At 59.5% G+C, this 20,609-nt stretch carries 13 protein-coding genes and 1 pseudogene; 11 read left to right on the forward strand and 3 right to left on the reverse strand.

The annotated features are described in order from the left end of the window. Positions 1-22: 22 nt before the first annotated feature. Complete coding sequence (locus P5540_10815) at positions 23-2,389, reverse strand: hypothetical protein (protein ID HRT65305.1); 2,367 nt, start codon at positions 2,387-2,389, stop codon at positions 23-25. Between the two features lie 377 nt (positions 2,390-2,766). Between P5540_10815 and P5540_10820 the strand changes: the two genes are divergently transcribed. From P5540_10820 to P5540_10835, 4 genes are all read left to right on the forward strand, one after another. After that, a complete protein-coding gene (locus P5540_10820; GenBank protein HRT65306.1) occupies positions 2,767-3,786 on the forward strand; it encodes a PilZ domain-containing protein in 1,020 nt (339 codons plus the stop codon). A 339-nt stretch (positions 3,787-4,125) separates the two neighbouring features. Further along, positions 4,126-10,263, forward strand: a complete 6,138-nt coding sequence (locus P5540_10825; protein ID HRT65307.1) for a C45 family autoproteolytic acyltransferase/hydrolase — start codon at positions 4,126-4,128, stop codon at positions 10,261-10,263. A gap of 91 nt (positions 10,264-10,354) precedes the next feature. Continuing rightward, on the forward strand, positions 10,355-11,347 hold the full coding sequence (locus P5540_10830) for an iron-containing alcohol dehydrogenase (GenBank protein ID HRT65308.1): 993 nt from the start codon (positions 10,355-10,357) through the stop codon (positions 11,345-11,347). A gap of 49 nt (positions 11,348-11,396) precedes the next feature. Beyond that, entirely contained in the window at positions 11,397-13,706 is a 2,310-nt protein-coding gene (locus tag P5540_10835) for a DUF4962 domain-containing protein (GenBank protein ID HRT65309.1), read from the forward strand. A 12-nt stretch (positions 13,707-13,718) separates the two neighbouring features. On the opposite strand, the gene P5540_10840 is transcribed toward P5540_10835, so the two are convergent. Beyond that, positions 13,719-14,615, reverse strand: a complete 897-nt coding sequence (locus P5540_10840; GenBank protein ID HRT65310.1) for an alpha/beta hydrolase — start codon at positions 14,613-14,615, stop codon at positions 13,719-13,721. Between the two features lie 413 nt (positions 14,616-15,028). On the opposite strand from P5540_10840, the gene P5540_10845 reads away from it, so the two are divergent. The 3 genes from P5540_10845 (at position 15,029) to P5540_10855 (ending at position 16,360) form a co-directional block, all read left to right on the forward strand. After that, the gene (locus P5540_10845; protein ID HRT65311.1) at positions 15,029-15,367 is read left to right on the forward strand and encodes a hypothetical protein; all 339 of its coding nucleotides are present in this window, start codon (positions 15,029-15,031) and stop codon (positions 15,365-15,367) included. Between the two features lie 103 nt (positions 15,368-15,470). Then, positions 15,471-15,830: a hypothetical protein gene (locus tag P5540_10850; GenBank protein HRT65312.1), complete on the forward strand. Its 360-nt coding sequence runs from the start codon at positions 15,471-15,473 to the stop codon at positions 15,828-15,830. A gap of 50 nt (positions 15,831-15,880) precedes the next feature. Continuing rightward, positions 15,881-16,360, forward strand: coding sequence for a type II toxin-antitoxin system VapC family toxin (locus tag P5540_10855; GenBank protein HRT65313.1), 480 nt, complete (start codon positions 15,881-15,883; stop codon positions 16,358-16,360). 203 nt (positions 16,361-16,563) lie between these two features. On the opposite strand, the gene P5540_10860 is transcribed toward P5540_10855, so the two are convergent. Beyond that, positions 16,564-18,015 carry a sulfatase-like hydrolase/transferase gene (locus P5540_10860; protein ID HRT65314.1) on the reverse strand — a complete coding sequence of 484 codons (1,452 nt, stop codon included), beginning with the start codon at positions 18,013-18,015 and terminating at the stop codon, positions 16,564-16,566. 174 nt (positions 18,016-18,189) lie between these two features. On the opposite strand from P5540_10860, the gene P5540_10865 reads away from it, so the two are divergent. The 4 genes and pseudogenes from P5540_10865 (at position 18,190) to P5540_10880 (ending at position 20,445) form a co-directional block, all read left to right on the forward strand. Then, positions 18,190-18,453 (forward strand): addiction module protein, encoded by a 264-nt coding sequence (locus P5540_10865; GenBank protein ID HRT65315.1) that lies wholly within the window; start codon positions 18,190-18,192, stop codon positions 18,451-18,453. Continuing rightward, a pseudogene (locus tag P5540_10870) lies at positions 18,377-18,690 on the forward strand (type II toxin-antitoxin system RelE/ParE family toxin). Before P5540_10865 ends, P5540_10870 begins: the two are co-directional and overlap by 77 nt. A gap of 34 nt (positions 18,691-18,724) precedes the next feature. Beyond that, positions 18,725-19,621, forward strand: a complete 897-nt coding sequence (locus tag P5540_10875) for a sugar ABC transporter permease (GenBank protein ID HRT65316.1) — start codon at positions 18,725-18,727, stop codon at positions 19,619-19,621. Next, positions 19,618-20,445 (forward strand): carbohydrate ABC transporter permease, encoded by an 828-nt coding sequence (locus tag P5540_10880; protein HRT65317.1) that lies wholly within the window; start codon positions 19,618-19,620, stop codon positions 20,443-20,445. Before P5540_10875 ends, P5540_10880 begins: the two co-directional genes overlap by 4 nt. Positions 20,446-20,609 lie beyond the last annotated feature (164 nt).

Consider the following 20,609-nt stretch of genomic DNA (forward strand, 5'->3'; position numbering starts at 1 on the left):
AACCTTCCCTTTTCCCGCAATCTTACCGGTGTTTGCGCGTGCCGTACCATTGGCTGCCGCCGTGATCGAGATGTAGCACGGGAATGCCGGCCAGGCGGACTTCGTCGCCAAATTCCTTGCGCATATTGAAGCCGAACAACCAGTCGGCGCCCTCGAAATGGTTCAGTTCCACGTATTTTACCTTGTCCAAGCATTCTTTTCGGACGCATTGGCAGAACCCGATGGGAACGCCGTCCGCCTCGCGCAGCCGGAATTCACCCGCCCCCGCCAGCAGGACGTCCCAGTCGCGCCACGGCTCGATTTCTCCCAACAGGATGCGTGCGGTTGTGTCGGCTGTCAGCATCTTGCGCCCGTCGGGCGCGATAAACGAAGCGTCCGCGGCCACCTTGTCCATCTCTGCGAACCAGTTGGGCGCGAAGAGGATGTCGGAATCCAACAGGATAATCCACTCGCCGGAAGCCGCGCGGACCGATTCATTGATAAGAAAACCCTTGGAAAGGGCATAGGCCGGATCGAAGGGGGATCGCACAATGCGCAATTGGGGATGGACCAGCCGCATGCTTTCGATCAGATCGTCCGTGGCGTCAATGCCCGGCACATAGCCAATGACGACTTCAAGTCGCGAAAGGTCCACATTCTGTTGATGGACAATGGAGAGGAGAACCGCCTGCAGACGCCGGGCATAGCGCGTGCTGACAATGACCACCGAATACTTGACGCGCGCCGCCTCTTTCGCGGCGGCGGGATCGCCCTCCCATACCAGCACCGTCTGGGTCACAATCGAACTGTCTATGTTCCACAGGGAAATGCGAGGCTCAAGCATGCCCGCCAAGCGCGGCGGGGCATACGGCATCCCCTCGAATTCCGCCGGGCGCACCGGCACATCGTCACGCAGCAGCACATAGCGGCCTTTGGCATCCACATGCAGCACCAGTTTGTGCGAATAGGATTCCATTGGGCACAAAACCTTGCTGTGCCGCCCGAAACTGAACCCCGCGAATTCGGCAATACCGCCGCCCAAGGTGTACGACAGCGTGACCGGGGGCGTGACGCGGGCAAGAATCGTACTCAGTTTCTCGGTGTTGGTGAACGCGTGCCAGCGGTTGCCGCCGGGCATGTGATGCGTCCATTGGCCCTCGACTTCGTAATCGCCGGAGTCTATTTCGCGCGTTGGACTCTGTTTCATGACAAGGTCATGCGCTTCTTTCGCAAGGGCAAGATACCGTGCGTCGAAGGCCAGGCGGGGGGCGTCCACCGCATCGTAATATTTGGGCTGGATCGCGGCAAATGCCATGGGCGCGGGCACGACATCGCCCGCCTGCGTCTTGACCGGAACAGACGGCGCCATGCGCGCAAAGACCGGCGACCGGTGATCGCAAATGCGCCGAAACCGGCAAGGCCGGCACGCCGGATCCATGTTTTTCTCCGCTTTCTGCCGTATGCGTTCGATTTCCCGCAGACAGGCCGTTTCATTGTCGGGCAGCGGTTTCGGCTTGCCGCGAACCGCACGCAGCGGTCGCGTCAATTTCCGCAGCGCCAGCAAGACCATGTGACGGTACGGCCCTTCGACAATCCACGGCAACAACTTGTTGTCCACGTATCCGGTCGTCATGGTGTCGCGGCCCAAAAGGATCATGACGGCCTTGCCGATCGCGTTTGGACGGCACAGAAAAACTTTTGCCGCAAATTCATGCGCGGGTCTGGCATATTGCTGATGATCCAGCAGAAATTGCTGGGTATTGGCCGCGCGGACCAGATTGTCCGGTTCGACGTGACAGAAAGGCAGTCCCACAAGATTGGTTTCGATGTCGCGATCCGCCAGCGTCCGCGCCAGCGCATTCATGACGCGAATGGTATTCATGGCCTCCGTGGCCGTCGTGCAGGGCGGACGCTTCACAAAGGGATCCGACAAGGCGATATTGACCACGGTCACGCTTTCGGCGGCAACGCGATCCGCCACGGCCTGAACGTCGAATGATCCGGAAAACGGCGCATGGAGTTGAAGGCGCGCCTTCAAATCCGCCTCGCGGCACGCGTCGAACCATGCCGCAAGGTACGGCGAATCCGGCGAATCCGGGGTCAAAAACACGTCCAAAAAAGGATAATCGCGCAGGGACCCCAACTCCGAGGGCGAAAAAGAAACATTGGTTCGCAGGGAAATGCGAATATCCAACTGGACGGCCAAATCGAACACAGCAGAAAGGATAGGTTTGCGCGCACGGTGAAAAAGAAGGTCCACCTTCTCCATTTTGAAAAGGTCATGATTGACGCGGAGCCACCGGCGAATATCCACGAGATCAATCGGCTGGTTCCGGCTGTTCTCCGACAAAACCAGCCCGCGAACCGGGGGAATCCGCTCATGGGCTGCAACCGTGCGCAACAACGACACCACATTCTCCTGATCTAGGCCATTTGCGAGCGCCAAAATTCTACCCTATTGAGGCAAGACGGAACAAAACAATGAATACACGACTTGAGTACTGCATGGCCCCGGGACCTTTTTTCCAAACCAGACCAACTTCCCAAGGATCGCCACATTCCACTTGTTCGCGATTTGATTTTTTCTGTCGTTTGGGAGAAAACTATTGACACATTCTGCGGTTCGCGTTAGACTACTGCGAAAATCAATTCCGGGATTTTGTAGCGGAGGAAAAGTGAACGGTCCAAGCGACAGCGAGCATGCGCATCGCGCCGGCAAAAGGGGAAACGATTCGGGGCTTTCGACTCTTCCGGCATAACCATCCAATGTTTGGGAAGGAAACTTAAATGGCAAACGAGAATGACCTTTCGGAGTTTCTGCAAGTGGGGAGCACGGCACTGTTTCAACCGGGATTGCAACCGGGCGCGGCTCCAAGCATACGAACGAACATCCTGGGATGGAAAACCAAATCGTACATTTTTCTGGAACGGCCCCGTATGCGTGACCGGTTTCTGCCTCTGGCGGAGGGCTTGACCTGCGTGGTTCGGTTCGTGCGTGAGGGCGCCGCGTGCGGATTCGCCTCCACCGTAATTGACTGGAGTAATTTCGAGTCGGATAGTTGGTGCCGCATTGCATGGCCGGACGAGGTTCACTCGGTCGGTTTCCGGCGTCATCAACGGGTCGAGACGAACATCCCCTGCACGTTCGTCGGGGAAGACGGCCGGACGGGTAACGGGGAGATTCGCGATATCAGCGTGGGCGGATGCCGCATTGCCAGCGACATGACTTTCGAAAAAGATGCGCGCCTGAAACTTTCGTTTATCCTGCCGGGATGCGGCCCGCTGCAGGATGTCGAAACCATCGTACGGCGCATGGATACAAACGCTTCCTCCAAATTTCTGGGATGCGAATTCGCCGAAGAGCAAGCCCACGTTGGAAGCGAGATTGCCTTTTTCATCACATGTAAGCGGACTACCGCGGACGGGCTGGTCTCTGATCGCCCGCGCGTTCTGGTGATCGATCAAAGCCATGCCAATCGTGGCCTTCTATGGAGAGCCTTCGACGCGCGCGGGTGTGAAGTCATTACCGCCAATTCGACGGTGGACGGCATTTTCCGGTTGCAAATGCTCAATCCCATCGGACTCCTCGTAAGCCGCACGTTGCCGGATATGGAAGGATTGGACGTTTGCCGGTTGATCCGCGCGAACAAGTCGTTCGAGTCGCTGCCCATTGTGTTGTATGGCGAGGAAGGAGACCCAAACAGCGCACCCGACCTCCGCGCCGAACACATCCACTATTTTCCCTCCCTGCAAGCGGTCAACGCGATTTGCGATGCCATTATGCAAGCCGCGGCCGCCAGAGAATGACCGGACATCCTGCTGAAAGAGCGCATCTTGCCGGCGCGCCTCCGTAACGTCAACGCGCGGCATGCCTTCGGTCGCAAAACCGGCTGCGGCGTCAAATTCGTGCCTTATCTTTTTTTCGGAAATCGGGCCAATCATCTGTTGACACGGAACGCGGAAACTGGCATGATTGTTTTACGGTAAGAAAGTGTTTTGAACTACACCCCGGGAGGTGTCTGGTTTTTCCGGACTTTGCCTGCTGGCGGGGTGGAGTGTGGGACGGTGCATCGGCAACGAGGAGTGAATTTCATGGCTGGCTTCCGGAATGGTGTAATAAGATGGCGGGGGGGCGCCCCGGCCCGAATGGCGCTTCTGGCAATGCTATGCATCGGATTGACCGGATGCCCATGGCTGATCTATGACATCGGCATTCAACTCCGTGTAAGCCCGACCCATCTGGACTTCGGCACACAAACTCTTCCTCTATCTTTTTCCGTGCGCATCAATGCGACGACGCGCCCCATGTCCCCCCTGGTTGTCACGCCCATCGAGCCGTGGATTGTGGCCGGGGCCTGCCGATCGACGGGCGACGGGTGCATCCTACGGACTCCGTCGGACGAGTTGATTATTCCGGTACGCCTGAATCCCGCGCTCATGTCGCTGGGCGCCAACGCCGGAACCCTGCTTGTTGAATCGGCGGGCGCGGCGGCGGTCGAGGTCACCGTGACGGCCGATCTGCTCGTCAAGCCCGATTTCACGGTGAACAATCGCACGCCGGAACCGGGACAACAGATCCAATTCACGGACCAATCCCAACTCGCTCTTGTGTCCAGGGCGGATTCGATTGTCCGGTGGGAGTGGGATTTTGGGGACGGTTCCGCCAGCACGGCCCAACATCCCACCCATGTGTATGCGAACGCCGGATCGTACAATGTGTCGCTGACCGTGCGCACGGCCTTGGGCCGCGTTGCGACCACCACCAAAGAGGCCTATGTCCAAGCGGGCGATTCACAAACCGCCGCCCGTTTCACCGTGTCCAGCGATTCCGTATTCGCGGGCGATCCCGTGCTCTTCACGGATACGTCTTCTTCGGGCCTTGCGGCCATTTCCAGCTGGCTTTGGGATTTCGGCGATGGCACGACGAGTTCCCTACGCAATCCGTCACATGTCTTCGCGAAATCGGGCCTTTACAACGTCAAACTGACGATTACAAACAGCAAGGGCGCCTCGGCCACTGCAACGCGCGAGGTCTTGGTCCGCGCGAAAGTGCCGCCCAAAGCCGCATTTGTTCAAGGAATAAACGAGATTCAACGGGTCTTCGTCTCACCGTCATCGGCCGGATCGTTCACCCTGACCTTCCGCGGCCACACCACGGCCGCCATCGCCTATAACGGGGACGGAACCGCCGTACAGAAAGCCCTCGAAGCCCTGCCGTCCATCGGACAGGGCGGCGTTACCGTGACCGGCGCGGCGGGCGGCCCGTTCCGGTGCACGTTCCAAGGCGCGTTGGCGCAAAAGAATCTGGAACCCCTGATCGGAAACGCTGCGAAGCTCACGGCGCGCGAGGACCGCGATTACGTATACCCGGTGGCCGAAATTACGGTTGTCACGCAGCAGGATGGCATGGCGGGCACGCCGGCCCTTGTCGGCACGACAATGCAATTCTTGGATGCTTCCACGGCCGGTTCCATGCCGATTTCACAGCGTCGCTGGCACGTGGAGGGGCAGGGCCAGACCTTTGACAGCGTGCTGCCCGAATTATCGTGTACCTTTGCCCAGCCGGGCGACTACGATCTTTCGCTGAAAGTCACCACGGCCCATGGCGAAAACGAGATTCGACAGACGATCCGCGTCGAGCCGCCGCCGCTCGTGGCCGCGTTCTTCACCGACAAACCGCGCGCGTTGACATCCTCGATTGTCAAGTTTACCGATGAATCCAAGCAGGGAAATCTCCCGATTTCGCAATGGTTGTGGACATTCGGCGACGGACAATCCTCGACGCAGCGCGATCCGATCCACATGTACACGACGCCGGGACAATACACGGTTACGCTTGAAGTAACCGGCTTGGGCGGCGCGAAGGCCAAGACGCAGCAGATGGTCCATGTGTTTGCCAGCCGCCCGCTCGACAACTACATCGCTTTGAATGACGACAACTTCGCGTTCCGCGAGGAATCCCAGCCCACCGTCATTCAAGACGTCATGGTCCACACGTTCGAGATGACTTCACAGCGCTGGCGGAAAGGCGCGGACGAGGAGGAGGGCGAAAAGGCCGATCCATCGGACTACGAAGTCAATCGCTCGCTTTGGCAACATTGCATGACCGTCCTGAAGCCGGCCGGCACGACAAACCGGATCGGGCTCCTGCTCATCGAGGGCGGCAGCAACGGCGGCGAGTGCTCTCCGGGTTCCGACGTGATCCAGTTGGCCCAATTCGCCAAGGAGGCGAACACCGTCGTCGCCCTGATCGAGCAGGTGCCCAACGAGCCGCTGATTTTCGCGAACGATCCCGACAAACGGTACACGACCTCCGGACGCACCGAGGACGAAATCATCGCGTTTTCCTACGACCGGTATTTGCGGACGATGGACGCGACATGGCCGGCGCTTTTGCCCATGACGAAGAGCGCGGTCCGGGCGATGGACGCCGTTCAGGATCTCCTGCGCAACCCGCTGAACCGCAACGAGCCGCTGATTCGCCAATTCGTCGTCACGGGCGCGTCGAAACGCGGATGGACCACGTGGCTGACCGGCGCCGCGGATCCGCGTGTCACGGCCATCGCGCCCATCGTGATAGACGTGCTGAACATGGCCGTGCAAATGGAACACCACCGCGCGGTCTACGGCGGTTTCTCGTCGGCCATCCAGGATTATGTGGACCTGCACGTCTTCGAGCGGTTCAACACCGTTGCGGGTCAAGCGTTGCTCAAGATCGTGGACCCCTTCCAGTATCGCGACCGGCTCACGATGCCGAAACTGATCATCAACTCGACGGGCGACGAATTTTTCGTGCCGGACAGCGCCCAGTACTATTTCAAGCAACTCGGCGGTGAAAATTATCTCACCTATGCGCCGAACACGAACCACGGCATGGGCGGCTACACGACCGCCGCGCCGCTTCTGGCGCCATGGTTCCAGTCCATTGCCGCGGGCAAGACGGATCGCCCGGCGTTTTCATGGACGGCTTCGGACGACAACACCCGCATCGAAGTCGTCACGCAAACCAAGCCCGACAGAGTCCTGTTGTGGAAGGCAACCTCGTCAAACCGCGATTTCCGGTTGAGCACCAATTGGTCGTCGAGCGAACTGCCGCAGACCGCGCTGAACCGTTACGTGGCGGAACCGGCCCGGTCGCAAACCGCGTGGACCGGTTTCTTCGTGCAGGTGATTTATGAAAGCGCCTATGCGCTGAACGGCGAATCCACGCCCTTCAAGATGTGTACGGAATTGCGCGTGGCGCCGCCCAAGACCCCCGTGCCGCCCAAGGCCGGCCTGTCGTGGGATACGGATGCGCCCGTCGTGGGGCAAGTCATCCAATTCAGCGATTTGACCGCGGAAGGCACCTCGCCCGTGGTCTCCTGGACATGGGATTTCGGCGACGACAGCCCCGTAAGCCGCGTGAAAGATCCCCAGCATGTCTATACGGCGGCAGGCGCCTATACAGTGCAACTCGATGTCATTTCGCTGGCTGGAACGAGTTCCGTCACGAAAATGATCAATGTGGGGCTCGGAGGTGAAGGTGAAGGCGAAGGCGAGGGTGAAGGCGAAGGCGAGGGCGAAGGCGAAGGCGAGGGTGAAGGCGAGGGTGAAGGCGAAGGCGAGGGCGAAGGCGAGGGTGAAGGCGAGGGTGAAGGCGAAGGCGAGGGCGAAGGCGAAGGTGAAGGCGAAGGTGAATTGGAAACAGCCTTGGACCGTTATATTGCGGCGCCAAATCCCGATCCCGCCTATGACTTCCAAGTCCAGACCGGTTCCACCGCCTATCAACAGGATTGCACCATCTACGTGGCCTCCCTGCGGTCGCAGGAATGGCGCAATACATCCGAAATCCTGACGCCAAGATGGCCGGACAACCTCGGCGTGGAACGCACGTACTGGTGCCACTGGATGACCATTGTGGTCCCGAAAATCATCCGAAACACGACATCGTTGCTGGTCGTGTCCGGCGGCTCCTACTCGCCCACGAATCCACCCAACGTGTCGAATATCAGTTCGGACGATCCCTATTTGTCGAACCTGACCAAACTCTCCACCACAACGGGAACGGTAGTCACACTCCTCGAGGCCGTGCCCAACGAACCCATTACCTTCGCGGACGAACCCGGCCGAAGCCGGACCGAGGACGCAATCATCGCGTACACCTACGACAAATTCGCAAAAACAGAACCGAACAACCCCAACACGACGTGGCCGCTGCTCCTGCCGATGGTCAAGAGCGCGTTCCGCGGCATGGATGCGGTTCAGGACATCTGCGCGGGGCTGACTCCGCCCGTCAACGTTGAGAACTTCGTGGTCACGGGCGGATCGAAGCGCGGCTGGACGACATGGCTGACGGCGGCCGCGGACGCCCATCTGCCGCCGGATCAACGCCGCGTAAAGGCGATCGCCCCCATGGTCATTGACGTGTTGAACATGGGACTTCAAATGCAGCATCAGAAACTGGCCTATTCCAGTTCCTACGGACTTCAACCCAACCAGGAAGAATACGATCAGTATCCCTATATTTGGAAGGGGTATTCGAGCGCCGTCGCGGAATACGTCGAATTTGACCTCTTCGACAACTTTTACACCCCGTCGGGCCAGGCGCTGCTGAATATCGTGGATCCCTATCGCTACCGCCACCGACTGACGCTGCCGAAATTGATCCTGAATTCGACGGGCGATGAATTCTTCCTGCCGGATTCTTCGCAGTTCTACTTCCACAAGATGCTCGGCAAGAACATGCTCCATTACATTCCAAATTCGCACCACAGCCTCGAGCAGTTCGATCCCGCGGATCCGACAGCCAGCGCGAATTGGGACGAGGCAGTCGCCGCCGTGCTGACGTTCTACAATTCCGTGTTGAACGGTTCCAACCTGCCCGATATCAAGTGGACCGTCGAAGAGGACGGCAGCATACGAGTGACGACGGATCTGGCGCCGCTTGAGGTGAACATGTGGCAAGGAACCAACCCCGACGCCCGCGATTTCCGCCTCGGAGTCACTGGCCCGGTTTGGTTCCCAACGAAACTTTCGAGCATAGATCAGGGCGTTTATGTTGCGCGACCCGCCGAACCGATCGTGCAGTGGACCGCCTTCTTCGTTCAACTCAAGTACCGCAGTCCACTTCCGACGCAACCGTACATCTTCACGACGCAGGTCAACGTGCTGCCCAACACGTATCACAAGCCGCAACTCTATGAAAACCGGGGGTATCGCACCGAAGCCGGCCAAGGGATCTATTCCGCGCCGGTCGTCGTGTTGAACGGCACGCCGTACCAGATGGGGCGGCGGTACGGCCAACTCATGACACAGGAAATCCGGGCGTTCCTGCCGGCGTTCATCGCCAATGCGCAGCAAAAGGATCCCGTCAAGTTTTCGAACACGGAACTGGACAAGGCGTGGGTCAAGGTATCGCCCTATATTGACTCACGCCTGACCGACGAGATACAAGGCATCGCCGAAAGCGTCGCCACGGCTACCACGGACGCGACGTATTGGACCAATCTGCTGCGCCGGGCGCACATGATCCCGGTCCTGCAAAATTACTCCTGCGCTTCCGTGGCCGCATGGAAATCCGCGACAGCCGACGGCGGCATGCTGCATGCCCGCGACCTCGACTGGCCGCTCGACGCGCGCCTGCAGGACTATCCGTGCATCGTCGTGTACATCCCGCAAAACGGCACGCCGCACCTGAACGTGACGTTTGCAGGCATGGTGGGCGCGCACACGGGGTTCAATCTTTTCGGCCTATCGCTGGCGGAAATAAGCGCCGACGCGCCCGAACCGTACGATCTGCGCGGCGAACCTTTCTTCTCGTTCTTCCGCGCGATTCTTTACGACGCGAAGAATCTCGATGAGGCGGTTGACATTATCCATGCCGCCCGCCGAATCAAGAATTACCACTACGTCGTCGCCGATGGGCGCTGGCAGCAGTCCGCGGCCAAGATTCTCGCCAATACCAGCCTTGCGCATCCGGCTGATTTCGTGGTCGTCGGCGACAATGATCCGAACGACGGAAACAGCCCGAACATCAAGCCCGGTGTGGTGTTCGACGATCAGGGACGCGGCGCATGGGAAGGTTCGGACGGCATCGAGGCCAATTACGGGACCTTGAACGCCGAAAAGATGCAGGCGATTGCCCGGAAAATCGCCAAGCCCGGATCAAACCTGCTCAATGTCGTCTACGATGCCAACAAGTTGATGTTGTATTTTGCCTATGCCGAAGGCGCGGCCGACGCGAGCGCCCAGCCGTTCCAGAATCTTGAGTTGAGCGAATATCTGAAGCTGGGTTCCGCCAAATAATGTTGTTTGGGACGGGGCGCCGCCCAACGATCGCGGCGCCCCGCGTTTTTTCGCCCTGCTCCATTCATTCGCCATCCAAAGGGAAACCCGCATGTACATTGCCCCGATGATAGAATCCGGCGCCGGCGCCGCCCGGAAATTGAAGACCTTGCCCGGAACCGTCCTGGTGGCCTCCATGGAAATTCCCTGGAGCCTGTTCCGGAAACAGGTGGATTGGGAACCGTTCCATCTTCATTTCGTCGAAGACATGGACATGGCCACGCTCGAAAGCCTGGAACGCACGCTGCCGCCGTGCGACATCGTCGTGGGTCTCGGCGGCGGCTCCTGTTGCGACACGGCCAAATACCTCGCGTGGAAGCGCGGCTGCCGCATGATTCTCGTGCCCACGATCGTGTCCGTGGATGCCCCGCTGACCAATATGGTCGCGGTCCGCGTGAACAAGGCCGTGAAGTACGTGGGCGATATCTTTCCCCGCGAGGTGATTGTGGACCACGATCTCATCCGCCAGGCGCCGCCCGAACTCAACCGCGCCGGCGCGGCGGATATCGCCAGCATTCACACGGCGCTCCACGATTGGGATCTCGCCCATCGCCGGCGCGGCGAAGCGTTTGATGCGGAGGTCGCCCAACTGGCCGCCGACTGCCTCGCGGAACTCGATCGCGCAGCCGCCGACGTGCACGACGTCACCCCGCGCGGCATTGACGCCATCGTGGACCTGTACCGGCGCGAAGTCGAATTCTGCGCGCGGATTGGCACAAGCCGCCCCGAGGAGGGTTCCGAGCATCTCGTCGCCTACAACATCGAACACTTGACTCGCCGCCACTTCGTACATGGCGATCTCGTCGCACTCGGCATTTTCCTCATGACCCGCCTGCAGGACAACCGCCATAAATGGGCCGTTGATTTGATGGATCGCCTCGGACTCCGCTACCGCGTGCCCGGCGTGACGCGCACAGAAGTCCGGCAATGCCTGGAAACGCTCAAGACCTTCGTTGATAGGGAAAAAATGTTCTTCAGCGTCGTGGACGAAGCGCCCATTACGGACAATTTTATCGAGGACGCGCTGGACGCCTTGTACGGATAAAGCCGGCATCCCGACGCAATGCCTAGGCAAAGATCACGAGGAGACTTTCATGCGACGCATCCTTGTCATTGCCATTGTATCGGCGGGGTATGCGGCCGTGGCCGCGCCCCTTCTGAATGAATCGCCCGCCGTCGAAAACGAGTGGGGTTACAGGCCCGACGGGCAGACGCTGAACCTGAATCCGCCGGGGTTCGTGTGGCGGCCCTGCAAGGATGCAGCCGGTTACCGGCTGCAAGTCGCGCGGGACAAACAATTCCGGAGAATCGCCTACGAGGCGCAAGACGTGCCGTGGTCCGCGCACTGTCCCGCAAAACCCTTCGATCCGGGCCGGTACCATTGGCGTTACGCCGCGCGCGGCAAGGACGGCGCATTGTCGGACTGGAGCAAGGTGCGCGCGTTCGATATCGCCGAAGACGCGGCGGCATGCCCGCAGCCCACGCGCGGGGAACTGGCCGAACGGATGCCGAAGGAGCATCCCCGTCTCTTCTTCCGCCCGGAAGACGTGCCTCGTTTTCATGATTTATCCAAGGGATCGCTTGCGGATAATTGGACGAAGTTGTTGGATGCCGCCGACCAGATCCTCGCCTCGCCTCCGGACCTGTCGGAACCGCCCAAGTATCCGCCGGAAGTGTCGCGCAAGGACACGCCCGACCAATGGCGCAAGATCTGGTGGGGCAACCACGACCGTTCGATGGCCGCGGGAAACGCCGCCGCGACCCTGGCGTTTGCCTATCGCATCGGCGGCGATGAAAAGTACGGCAAGGCGGCGCGGGATCTGCTCATGGGCATGGCGGCCTGGGATCCGCAAGGCGCGACGGAATACGAGTACAACGACGAGGCGGCCATGCCGATCTTGTATTTGGCGTCGCGCGCCTACACGTGGGCGTATCCGCTGCTTTCGGACGCGGATCGCGCGGCCATCGTCGAAACGATGCGCATACGCGGCGCACAGGCGTTCGGGCGCCTCCAGCGCGGCCAGCATCTCTGGAAACCCTACAACAGCCACAGCAACCGCGCATGGCATTTCCTGGGCGAACTGGCCATCGCGTTTTACGACACGATTCCGGAAGCGCCCGAGTGGCTCGATTACGCCATGACCATTTTTTACACGGTCTATCCCGCCTGGGGCGACGACGACGGCGGCTGGCACGAAGGCGCCGCCTACTGGAACAGTTACACCAGCCGGTTCATGTACTGGGCCTATGTCGTCCGCGCGGCGTTCGGAATCGACGTGTTCGAGCGCCCGTTCTACAAGCGCATCGGCGATTACGCCCTCTATATCGCGCCGCCGGGCAGCAAGACGGGCGGCTTCGCCGACCTGTCGCTGTCCACGACCTCGAATAGCCTTGCGCCGCTCGTGGCCGTGCTCGCGCAGGGCGCGCGCAATCCGCACTGGAAATGGTACGCCGATGCGTGTGGTTACGCGTTTGGCGGCGGTTATCTCGATTTCATTTACGCGGCCAATGCGCCGGGATTGACGGGACAGCCGCCGTCCGGCATGCCGGCGTCGGCCTGTTTCCGCGGCACGGGTATCGCGACGCTCAACACGAATCTGCTCGACGCAGACGACAACATCGCGCTGCATTTCAAGAGCAGCCCGTTCGGACGCCAAAGCCACGGCTACAACTCGAACAATGCCTTCCTGCTCCACATGGGCGGCGAACGCGTGTTCATCAGTTCCGGCACGCGCGACCTGTACGGCAGCAAACACCACGCGCAATGGATGTGGGAATCGCTCGCCGACAACGCCATCCTGGTGGACGGCAAGGGGCAGATCAAGCATTCGCCCGAAGCACGGGGGCGGATCGTCGCGTTCGACACCTCGCCCAACGTGGACATCGTTGTGGGCGAGGCCGGGCGCTCGTATGAAAACCTCGACCGGTGGACGCGCCGGATCGTCTTTCTCAAGCCGCATGCGATCCTGATTCACGACCTGCTCGATACGCCCCATCCCGCGACGTTCCAATGGCGTCTCCATGCCATCGCGCCCTTCGCCATCGAGGATCGGACCGTGCGGTGCGAGGCGAAAACGGGAACCGTGGACGTGCGGTTCCTTCAACCCGCCACGCTCGAACTCTCGCAGAGCGACCGGTTCGACATCCCGCCCGGCGACTGGGTCAAGATGAACTGGAAAGAGTGGCATCTCACCGCCGATGCGGCCGAACGTGCCAGGCATCGCGAGTTTCTCGTCCTCATGACGCTCAACGATGCGCCCGTCGCCGTGTCGGCCAAACCCGGCAGGCCGAATGCCCTCGATCTGTCCACCCCCGGCGGCGAGGTCCACGTGGATTTCCGTTCCGACCGATTCGCCGTCAACGCCCCCAGATTCCGCAAGACGCTCAAGGACGCCAAGGAGTGAACGTCCAAGGCGTTATTGCGCCGTGCCGCGATGACGGATGAAGAAGTCGCGCAGATCCGCCTTGAAGACGCGGCGGAACGGCGTCGTGAAATGGCCCGCGCCGACGATCTGGCAGAACTCGATGCCCGGCATGTGCGCGCGCAGATCGCGCGCAAGGAAGAGAAAACCGTCCTGCGTCCCAATAAGGCATATCGCGGGGACATGAATCGCTTTGAGTTCCGCTTCCGTGACCGCCAGTTCAACGTATTTCTGTTTCAGGGCCTTCTTGGCCGTCTTGTCCATCAACCGGTCGCCGACCGCGTTGCGCACGCGATGGAACAGCGATTTCGACGTGGACGCCACGGGCGCCGAAAGCGCCGCGTCGAGCCATTTCCGCGCGTCCGCCTTGGGCGCGGTGTACGGGTTGGGCAGCGGCGACGGATCGTCGGGATTCTTCCATCCCGCCGCGCAAATCGCCGCGCTCGCCACGCGATCCGGATGCGTCGCGAGCAGTTTCAACAGCAGGAATCCCCCAAGCGAATAGCCGGCCACGTGCGCCTTTTGAATATGCAGATGGTCCATCAACCGGACGATATCCTCGACCATCTGAATGCCGTACTTGTCCACTTCGTGCGGCTTGCCGCTGAGACCGTGGCCGCGCAGATCGAACGCGATGACCTTGAAATCCCTGGCCAACGCGCGAATGACGCCCGGATACCGCCAATTCAGATCGGCGTTCGCGGCGACGCCGTGCACCAGGATCACCGGCTCGCCCCGGCCCTCGACCGTGTAGTGGATGCGGCAGCCGTTCGAGTCGAAATACTCGCCCTCGACGCGATGAACCAACAAAAAGACGACCACGGCGACAACCAAGGCCAGCGCGGCCAGGATCGCGCCCATGCCGATGAAGACACGTTTTTTCAGCGTCAAGATCCCCTACCCTTCATTTCCGGCTATTCCGCCCAAAAATACCGCCCTTTGCACAATCTTCCGCACAAACTTCACATACTATACACCTATGCAGCCTCTCCGCGCCACAAAGAATGCACTCCAGAATTCACACACAAGCCGGTGCAAACACACTGTCGCTTCACCGGCACAACGTCTCCGACGGCTCCAAAACATCAAGCGCCTCTTGGTGAAAGGGCGGGCGCGCGTCCTCGCACACTGCTTCGCGTTGACCTGTTAAATTGATTATCCTGTTGCTCCGGGTCCACATTGGACCTATAACGGAAAACGAATTCAAGAGATTTACGAAGACACGTACGCAGAAGAATAAGAGACAAATAGGGTGTTTCTCTTTAACAATCTGTAATTGAAAACATCGGCGGGTGGAGCGTTTGATGCGCTTGTTCACTATGGAGATCGGACACTGGTATTCTTGTGAGTTGATTGGCGACGGCTTCACTTGGGCCAGTGATCTTAGGAGCTACAGCCCTATTCGCGTAAACAGCCTGACGCCGTTGAAGAAGGGTAACGGCACGTTTGAACTCCAGTTCTTCCATCTGAATTATCCTCAAGGAGTACAAAAAAAGGGGTGCAGTTCTGTTATTACCGTTGGATTGTTGAATCCTGGGTGGAAATTGCAGGCAGATGACGGGATCCGCCGGAAGAATTATGCAGGATTTGATCGTGTGTCAGGCAAGGTCTCTTATCGTCCGAAAGCGCACGGCATTTGTTAGCGCGCTTCAGCGCGCTCCTCTTTGCGCCCGCGTTTACGCGGGGTGTGGGAGGCTTTTATTGCCACGGGCAGGGCGCTTTAGCGTCGCTTCCCGGATCTCTAGCATGCCGGCCCTGCTGAAGCCTTTGAAAAGCCGCGCTGAAGCGCGCTTCAATGCAGTCGTGGGGCCTGTTCCACCCCGCATGAATGCGGGTGCAAAGGGGAACCTGCTCAAGCAGGCTAACCGGTCCGGCAAAACCCAGAAATCGGTAATAATGGAACTGCACCCAAAAAAAGTCTATCTGCTTCAAACCCTTCAGCGTGGTCAGTTTTACCACATTGCAAGAAGCCAGGAACATGACCCTGTTCGTATTCTCATGTTCTATGAAATCACGGAAGATTGGGTTCGCCGACACTTTCCGCAAGTAGAAGAATCTGAGTATCGAGCATGGCTTGGCCAAACCGATCCAAACCGATCCACGTGATTGGACAGGTCCTCGTCTGCTAATATGAAGCGGAGTTGAAGAGGCGCGGGATGAAGCATCTGTACCTTGAAAGCAGCATAGTAAGCTATTTGGCCGCGCTGCCAAGCCGGGATTTGATCAAGACCGCACGCCAACAAATCACGCACGAGTGGTGGGCTAAGAGGCGGCACGATTTTGAAGTATTCGTCTCCGAGATAGTCATCGAGGAAATCTCGCAGGGTAACTCGGATGCCGTTCAACGCCGCCTTGAAGTGGTTGCGGGGCTCCCTGTGCTGAACCTGACGGAAGCGGCGGAAGACTTGGCGGGTTTCATCGTGGATCGAGGCGGTCTGCCAGCGAAAGCCGTTCAAGACGCACTTCATCTTGGCGTTGCGGCGGTTCATGGAGTAGACTACCTTTTAACATGGAACTGTCGGTATCTGGCCAATGCGGAGTTGATGGGCGGGATGAGCGCCTTGCTCGTTGAAAGGGGTTTTCACCCGCCTGTCGTATGTACGCCAGACGAATTGTTGGGTCAGAACGATGTATGAAGATGACGTACTCTGTGAGCTCTGGAACGTGAAGGACGCCATGGCGGCCAAGTACAACTATGATGTACATGCGCTGGCAAGAGCCCTGCGCGAAAAGCAGGGCAAAGACGGGCGAAAAGTAGTTACCCTGTCTCCCAAGCGCCCTGCGGCGGCGTCTCCAGCTTCCTGATCGCGGCAACCCGCGGCATCAATCCGCCGGTTCATCAGGCGAGCGTGTTGCGCCATGGATCCCGCGTGAGTTCCAGCCAGCGGGCGAGTTCCGCCTGAAGTTCCTTTTCCAGGGCCGGATCGCTCCCCGCCTTGTTGGTCCTCTGATACGGATCCTTTTCGTTGTCGTACAGGAACCGTTCCCCGCCATCCGTCCGGCGTTCGATTACATACGTGTACCGATTTGTGCGGATGCCGCGCGCGCCCGCGTAGGGCATGGCCGGGTCGTGAAGCAGGTACAACGCCGATGACGGACGCTTGCCGCCCATGCCCAAGAGCAGCGGCGCGTAATTCGTCCCTTCGACCGCGGCGGGAATCTCTTTTCCGAGTCCCATCAATCCCAGCAGTGTCGGCATCACGTCCGGCACGCCCAGGAGCAGGTCGTCGCGTCCGGGCCGTATGCGCCCCGGCCAGCGGATCAGAAACGGGACGCCCAGCGATTCCTCGTACCACACGCTTTTGTACATCAGGCCCTGGCTGCCCATCATCTCGCCGTGGTCGGAGGTAAACACGACGATCGTGTCGTTTTCCAACCCCTCGTCCTTCAGGCATTGCAGGATGCGCCCGAACTGTTCGTCCACGCCCGTGACCGCCGCGAAATAGTGTTTCGCCCAGCGCTTCGCGATTTGCCCGGGCTTCGTGTTCAGGTCAACGTTGGGGCGCGTGAGCAAATCCTCGCAGGTCTTGTCTCCGTACCGATCGACGTATTCATCCGGAACCATGTGAAACGGCATGTGGGGCGGGTTCATCGAGACGAACAACGCGAACGGGCGCTCGTCCCGGTTGCGGATGAACTCGATGGCCGTCGAGGCTTCGTGCCGGGGAGACCACTCGTCGAACGTGGTTTCCTTGTCGCGCGGCGCGTCGCCTATCCAATAATGCGGGTGCAGATGATCGTCGTGGCAGCCGTACGAGTGCCAGAATTCAAAGCCGTGGCGGCGCGGTCCCGGCGGCGTGTATTCGTCCCACACGCCGCCCTTGCCGCGCGAATACAGGTGAGGCTCCCGCGGCGCTTCCAAGTGCCACTTGCCGATGTAGCCGCAACAATAGCCCCGATCGTGCAGCACGTCCGAGATGCACCGCTCCGATTCGCGAAGAAACACGTTGTAGGGCACGGTCTCGTCGTAGCAGTTCGTCGTGATGCCGGTCGAGAAGGGATATTTGCCCGTCAGCAGCGATGCGCGGTACGGACTGCACACGGGGCGGTTGCTCACGGCATGCGTAAACACGACCCCTTCCGACGCGAACCGGTCCAGATTCGGCGTAATGACCGGATCCTCGCCCATGCACCCGATTGCCTGCCGTCGGAATTCGTCCGGAAAAACGAACACGAGATTCGGCGGCCTGTGTGTCTCCCTGTCCGCGCCGGCCCCCGTTGTCGAACATCCGCCCAGCGCCAACCCGGCCGCCGCCGTCTTTACGAAATCACGGCGCGATACTCGAGACATCGCCCAAACCCTCCAGGAAAATCGGCGTTTCAAACCCGACCGACCGCATTCTGTTTGCGCGCTTCAAGCCATTCTACACATAACGGAGCAGTACCGCCAAAACGACCGAATCAAGGATTATTGCCAACACTTACGGGGTTTGCTACGATGATAGGTGGACTCAAGGAGATACTCATGCACGGCGCAAAGGAAATCATCGAAGAAGCGGCCGCCCTCCCTGTCGAAGAGCGCGCGTTCGTGGCGGATTCGCTCTTGCGCACGTTGAATGCCCCCGCCCCGGAGATTGACCATGTGTGGTGTGAGACTGCCATGCGGCGCCTGGCCGGCCTGCGCACAGGCCGTGTAAAGGCGGTTTCTAGCGATGACGTATTCGACAAGATCAAAGAACGTCTTGAGCGATCATCCAGAGGCAGAGGCGGAACTCGCCGGAGCAATTGAATACTATGAGGACTGTGAAACTGGATTGGGGGCGGACTTCTCAAAAGAAGTGTATGCTTGCGTGCGGAATATTTTGGCCTTCCCGGAAGCGTGGCCACATTTGGAAGATCAAATACGGCGTTGCCTCGTCAATCGTTTCCATACGGGATCCTTTACAGCGTCGAACCGAACAGAATTAACAGCCTTGCGGTAATGCATTTGCACCGCAAGCCGGATTATTGGAAAAAGCGTACATAATCTGGTTGCCAATGTCGCCGAAATGGGAAATTATGTGACGCGTCGCGCGCGGAAAGTGATTCACGAAAGTCTGGCGTCGCTGGTTTTGTGCGGACCGGCGGTGTTCCTGTATGCCGGGTTCATCGTAACGCCGGCGATACTGGGCTTTGCATACAGCCTGACGGACTGGACGGGCTGGAATCGAACGCCTCGATTCATCGGGCTGGCGAATTTCCGCGAGGCCTTCACGGACAGCCGGTTTTTCGACGCGATACGGTTCACGTTGTTCGAGACGGCGCTGATCGTGTTCTTTTTCTCGTTCGGCACGATGCTGCTGGCCATCCTGCTCGACCGGCTTCGGGTGTTCAAGGGCGCGATTCGCGGACTGTTCTTTTATCCGTACATCCTGAGCATCCTCGTCAGCGCGCTTTTGTTCCAGTATCTGGCGAACTACAACGAGGGCGTGATCAACACGCTGCTTCGGGGCGCGGGTCTCGGGCGGTTCGCGCAGGATTGGATGGGCGATCCGCGATGGGTGGCGTATTTCATCTTCGCGCTGGTGGCGTGGAACGGCGCGGGGTTCTTCACGACCGTCTACCTCGCGAACCTGCAAACCATTCCGGCGGACCTCTACGAGGCCGCGCGGATTGACGGCGCGGGCGCGTTCACGGTGTTCACGCGCATCCAGTTCCCGATGCTATTGCCGACGCTGACGACGAACAGCGTGCTGGCGCTGATTACGGGCATCAATCTCTTTCCGCAAATCGTCGTCACGACGCAGGGCGGCCCCGGCTGGCGGACGTTTTCCATCGGCTATTACATCTACCATCTCGGCGTGCTCAGCAACCGGCAAGGCTACGCCGCCGCGATTTCGTTCATCACCTTCGCGGCGCTGGTGGCGATTGCGGCGGTCCAGGTGGCGATCTTGCGGCGCAGGCAGGTGGCGTTATGACACGCAAGCGCCTCCGCGTCCCCGTCTTTGAGATCGTCATGCTTGCGCTCGGCCTGCTTTTCGTGTCGCCGTGTTTCATCGCGCTGTTGAATTCGTTCAAGACGCTGCGCGAAATCACGCTGTCGCCGCTCGCCCTGCCAAGCGCCCTTGCGTGGGACAACTACGCGTACCTGTTCACGGGCGTGAAACTCGCCCAGCCGATGCTCAACAGCCTGCTCATGTGCATCGCGGTGATCCTGGCGCTGGTCACGACCGCGCCGATGGCCGCGTATTCGATCATGCGGCGCGATATGCGGACCGGCAAGTTCCTGCGCGTGTTTTTCCTCGCGGGCCTGACGATTCCCTTTCAGATCATCATGGTGCCGCTGCTCCAGCAGTTCCGGCTGCTCGGCATCCAGTTCACCTACTTGGCGCTGCTCGTCCATTACGTTTCGTGGGGCCTGCCGCTGTGCATCTTCATTTACAGCGGATTCATGGCGACCATACCGAAGGAATTGGAGGAATCCGCCTCCATTGACGGTTGCGGGCCGATTGCAACGTTCTGGCGGATCATCTTCCCCTTGCTCGCGCCCTGCACGATCACCGTCGTCATTTTCTGGGGACTCTGGATCTGGAACGATTTCATGCAGGCGTTCATCATCATGGGCACAAACAAGGGGCAGCTGGTATTCGTCCAGCTCTGGCGATTCCTGTCCGACAAGTACGTCAAGAACTGGAACTACATCTTCGCGGGCGTCGTCGTGCTCTCGATGCCGGTAACAATCCTTTATCTCGCCATGCAGCGGCGATTCATCAAGGGACTCATGGCCGGCGCGATCAAGTAGACGGCTCCATCCCGGAACAGGCAATCCCGATTCAGACTATGGAAATCCGGGGGAGTGGCGGAGTAGTATTCGGCATGGTTCGACCTTGGGGAGACCCATCTTCATTATTGGTCCGGCCGTCCGGCTTGCCCGGCGGCAGGCATCGGCTGAAGGGCATCGTTCAA

It is taken from the genome of Candidatus Hydrogenedentota bacterium (assembly GCA_035450225.1).
GTDB lineage: Bacteria > Hydrogenedentota > Hydrogenedentia > Hydrogenedentales > SLHB01 > DSVR01.

Bases quoted from the DNA above. Each gene is read 5' to 3' on its own strand.
- P5540_10820 (HRT65306.1), top strand. From the start codon at position 2,767: ATGGCAAACGAGAATGACCTTTCGGAGTTTCTGCAAGTGGGGAGCACG.
- P5540_10825 (HRT65307.1), top strand. From the start codon at position 4,126: ATGGCGCTTCTGGCAATGCTATGCATCGGATTGACCGGATGCCCATGG.
- P5540_10830 (HRT65308.1), top strand. From the start codon at position 10,355: ATGTACATTGCCCCGATGATAGAATCCGGCGCCGGCGCCGCCCGGAAA.
- P5540_10835 (HRT65309.1), top strand. From the start codon at position 11,397: ATGCGACGCATCCTTGTCATTGCCATTGTATCGGCGGGGTATGCGGCC.
- P5540_10845 (HRT65311.1), top strand. From the start codon at position 15,029: ATGCGCTTGTTCACTATGGAGATCGGACACTGGTATTCTTGTGAGTTG.
- P5540_10850 (HRT65312.1), top strand. From the start codon at position 15,471: ATGCCGGCCCTGCTGAAGCCTTTGAAAAGCCGCGCTGAAGCGCGCTTC.
- P5540_10855 (HRT65313.1), top strand. From the start codon at position 15,881: ATGAAGCATCTGTACCTTGAAAGCAGCATAGTAAGCTATTTGGCCGCG.
- P5540_10860 (HRT65314.1), bottom strand. From the start codon at position 18,015: ATGTCTCGAGTATCGCGCCGTGATTTCGTAAAGACGGCGGCGGCCGGG.
- P5540_10865 (HRT65315.1), top strand. From the start codon at position 18,190: ATGCACGGCGCAAAGGAAATCATCGAAGAAGCGGCCGCCCTCCCTGTC.
- P5540_10880 (HRT65317.1), top strand. From the start codon at position 19,618: ATGACACGCAAGCGCCTCCGCGTCCCCGTCTTTGAGATCGTCATGCTT.